1 protein-coding gene is annotated in these 4,732 nt (G+C 32.8%); it reads right to left on the bottom strand.

The window, feature by feature from the left end; translation table 11 throughout:
• The coding region (locus A9G30_RS08305) for an alpha-2-macroglobulin family protein (protein ID WP_218057789.1) at window positions 1-4,693 on the bottom strand (4,693 nt) is incomplete at its 3' end.
• Window positions 4,694-4,732: the final 39 nt, after the last annotated feature.

Raw genomic sequence — 4,732 nt, 5'->3', positions numbered from 1 at the left:
TAGCTTCAAGCATAAAGTTTACTGCATATAATGTAATAAATGGATCAACATTATAAGTTGAGTACCATAAACCAATTGCACCTTCACTATTTTGGCGAGATTGCAGCACTTGGAATAATTCTGATAATGGAGCTATTCCTTCTTTTGAAGCCAGATCAAAATCACGATATTTACTCGCTATTAAAACAGGAATTGCACGGCTTACAATCTGTTCAGAACAGTAGTGTGGGTAATCCTGCAAATAGGTACTTAGGCCTTTACTTAGTATAAATGGTGAATAAGATGCAGCAGCTTCACGTTTACTTAAGTTACTATACATGTTTCTAAAATCAGTAAACGTTTGTTTATGATCTGCCATTCTTCCCATTTTGGTAATTAATCTGTATTCAGTTAATGGTCTTATTGAAAGGCTAATATCACGAGTAATTGTTATATCATTATAGTTGGCGGAAAAGTGAAGATCGCCATTACCAAGTTTATCTGTTGCTTTAAAGTTAAATTTTAAAACCCCATCTTTGCCACTAGCCAATTCAATGGTTTTTTTATTATCACTCGTGATTAATAGGTTAGGAGTGGTTGAAACTTTAACATTAATAGGAATTGTTTTATCACCAATATTTTCAATAAGATTAGTTACGTTTAGGGAAACTTCAAACTCATCATTTGGTGCAGCAAAATATGGAGCGTTAGGTTGTAAAACAATATCATTATGTACAGTTGTTGACATTTGGTTATGTCCCATTGTTTTATCGCCAACCGATACAGCCATGATACGAATTTTACCATTAAAATAATCGGGCACTTTATATTCAACCGTTTTATCCCCATCTATGTCAATAATCCCTGACCAATAGGCAACCGGCTCATCTATTTTTCGTTTAAACGGATTTAAATGATTTGATAATACATCATCATTATCTCCATCACCTCCAGGAGCGGAAGCCGTTATTAAATGACGAAATTCTGGCAATATAAGATCTAATATTTGCGATGTACTTACCGATAATGCTTTCTTGCGTAAGAAGCTGTTTAATGGATCTTTAAGTTTATAATTTGCAACCTGTAAAATGCCTTCATCTATAGCAAAGATAACCGCTTTTTGAGGCGTATTAGTATGTAAAGTAATTGGCAGTGTTTCTCCTGGTTTTATAAGTGAGGGTGCTTGTAAAACGATTTTATCGTTAAATTGTTCATTTGAAATTTTAAATGGTATAACGCCGTAACTAAGTGGACTCATAAAAATTTCATCTGAATTTGGGTCACGAATAAATTGGACATTAATATACCCGTTACCACCAATATTTTTAGGGAGTTTTATTTTTTGTACCGAGCTTGTTGTGTCAGTATGGAGCCACTTCCAAGTGTAAACTTTGTCACGCTCAATAGTAATAATACCGCTGCCTACATATGGTGCAGTGATTGACACTTCTATTTCATCACCTGGCTTATATTCAGCTTCTTTAATTTTTAGCGCTAGTTCGGCATTACGATCTAAATTGCGAGTAACATTAGCTGTACCAACAATTGCATATTTTCCTTGGTAAAGTAAATTATCCTCTTTATCTTTGATTTGAATAATATAATTGCCTGGATTTTTGCTATCTAATTGATAACGGGTTTTATCTTGATTGATCTTAAATGATTGTTCTGAGATGACTGATTCTTTACGACGGGACTCATATTTATAAAGACCAGAAGCTTGTTTGACTAAAATCGATAAATAAGTTTCTTCAAGTAAAACCAGTTTTAAGTCTGCTAGTTCTATTTTATCTAAAGCTGGATTAATTGCGATAAAATCAATATGGCGAACAGAATCTTTGTTAATGTATCTTAAATTACCGTCAGCTTTGGCTCCGACTAAATAATCACTCGCAGATATAAAAGCACTTGCAGTAGCAGCAACGCTGCGGCCACTTTCTGGTTCAAAGACATCCGTTAACATTCTTAGTGTATAGTTACCCTCAAAGCTTTCCATATTATCATTGAGGTTAATTTTGACTAGGCCATTTTCGTCTGTTTTTTCTTCATCTAACTCAACTTTAAAACTAGTCCTCTGGCTAGAAATATTTTGATAAAAATAGTAATCTTCATATTTTTTAAAATAAGGAGAAGATGGTTCTAGAATTAATGTATTTGTTACTCGACGATTAGCTGCATCTGTACCAATTAGATTTTTGGCTTTAATTTCAGCTTGGATATTTTCAGGTTTTAACCAACCATCTTTTATTTCTGGTAACAACTTAAGCGATACGGTTGTTTTATCTGGCTCAAACTCACGAATGACAATGGAGCTAGAACCTAATAGTATACGAGAATCTTCATCATCCCCGTCATTGTCATTTTTTAAGTATAAATTAATATACCAATTACCAGTAGGCGATTCATAACTGGTTTTATAGCTAAGTTCATTAAATCCTGATTTGTCCAGTACAATTGGTTTTTTTAGTACTAAATTGGATTTTGGATCGTAAATTTCCGCTTCTACAGAAACTCCCGCCAATGAATTAGTCCATTTTTGTGCTCTTACGATAGTACCGATATGAAATGTGTCACCAGGGCGATAAACTCCTCGATCTGAAAAGATATGAGCTCGTAATTCTCCTCCTTCGATAGTTTCACGAATACCGCCGATATCAAAACGAGATAGATTTAAATTCCTTTCATAACTTTTAATTGGTAAAAATGATAGGTCACGACCTTTTTCAACAACGTATAAAAGTGGTTTGATACCTCGATAATATTCAGACAATGGAGCAAAACGGACATGTCCATCGCTATCAGTCATTTTAGACGTAATTGTGACCCCATTCATTCCAAGTACAGAAACTTTCGCACCATTAATTGGTTTGCCAGAGCTTATTGATTGAATAAAGAGATCATTAGATTGATCGAGCGACTTTTTGGCTATAATACCTAAATCGGTAACAACAATAAAGCGAGAAGCCATAAACTCATATTTAGCGTCCTTTTTATCTTTTCCATAAAGCCTTAATAAGAAAACACCACGATTTTTATTGCCATTTGTGTCGGCTGTTAAGTAACGAGTTAAGTCGACATTTGTGTATTTAACTTCTTCTGGAGCACCTTTAAAATTTTCAGTCACTGTGTATTTTTCCACAAAATGATCATTATTAAGCTCTCCAAAATCCATATCTGTAAATTCATAGTTTGTATTAAATGCCACCAAATGTTGAAGTTGCGATGGTATAACGCGATCTATTTCTAGCTTCATATTTTCTACGTTGCGCGAAACGATAGGTAGTTTCTTCTCACCTGATAGGGATAACAGCGATCCTTTTGCCGCAAAATCAAGATAGGTTGGGTAGTTAGGCACGGTTAATACTTGGTGATACTGTTCTTTTAGAAAGTAACCATCTTGAGACGATAAAGGTTGATTAACTTCAATATATAACTCAGAATTTTGTTCTGTTTTAAATTCAAAACTAATTTGGTTTTGATAAGTAAGTTCAGTGTCAATTGGCTTTATTGATAAAGGAATGGCTTTTTTGAGTATTTCTGGTGTTACATTGAATTTTGTTTCATAACGGTAAGAATTGTCGTTGTAATATCGTTCCTTATATGAGCGACCTTGATTTTCAGGTAATTTCCAGACTTTAATGACTTTCGATACATCCTCTGATTTAACCGCATGGCTTAATGATAAAATTAATACTTGTTGTATTTTTTCATTACTTTTTTCAACTAAGGTAAGCTCAGTTTTGGTAACGCTTAAATGATATTTATCGGGGATATTTATTGTGCTAGTTATATCAGAATTTATTGGATTTCCTTCTAACGTTGAAGTCACACCTTTATTAATTGTTATTTTTAAATAACCTTCCTTATCGAGCAAAGGAATAGGTGCACTTTTTACATAGGCAATTTTGTCATTATTTCCATAGGTAACAGTAAAATTGATATTTTTTAAAAAGATATCATTTTCATATTCATAAAGCGATAAAATGATGTTTTTTTCAAAACTTTCTCTATCGACAGGATGGCTAAATTTGATTGTATTAACAACATTTCTAATATTAAGTTGTGTAGGATCTGAATAAAGTTCACCATGATTTTTAAATCTATAGCTAAAGTTAGGTGAATAAAAAGTTATATGACTCTCTTCAAGCTTACTATTTTCAGCTAATAGTTTTTCCTGATCTAATTCAACGGTATATTTAATGCCAAGTGGCCATGTTGTATTTTGGGGTATAAAAATTAAGGTTGAATCGTTCTGCCATTTCCATCGTCCCTCAATATTTGGCGAAATAGAAATACCTTCAGTTATTTCTTCTTTATTAAGTGATTCTAGCGGAACAGGAGAACGAAGTGAGTCAGTAATAAATTTAATCGATAAACTGTCTTGATTTGTAGTCGGAGCACTCAATTTAGGATAATAGGTACTAACAACAATAGAAGCTGGCTCAATTGGTTTAGGACGGTTTAAATACCAATGATAAGTATAATTACCAGAAAAATAAGCAATGAAACCAAAAATAATACTTGCACCAATTAAGGTTTTTATTTTATTTAATGCTGAACCAATTCTATTATAAAATGCTTTTGCATTAGGTAACCAGCTAGGTGTTGACCATTTTATATCGCCAATAATTGGGCTAAATAACCAAAAAATACCTTTTATTAAAACCAATAAAAAAATGATAAAATAGCTAATTATTTCCTCAATTTTTTGCAAAATATAAAAAGGTAGCTGCAAGATTAATTTAAGCAATCC

The sequence above is a fragment of the Gilliamella sp. Fer4-1 genome (genome assembly GCF_001690515.1).
GTDB classification, from domain to species: Bacteria; Pseudomonadota; Gammaproteobacteria; order Enterobacterales; family Orbaceae; genus Gilliamella; species Gilliamella apicola_C.
The sequence above is the reverse complement of the archived record's forward strand: the minus strand, read 5'-3'. Positions and strand labels throughout refer to the sequence as shown.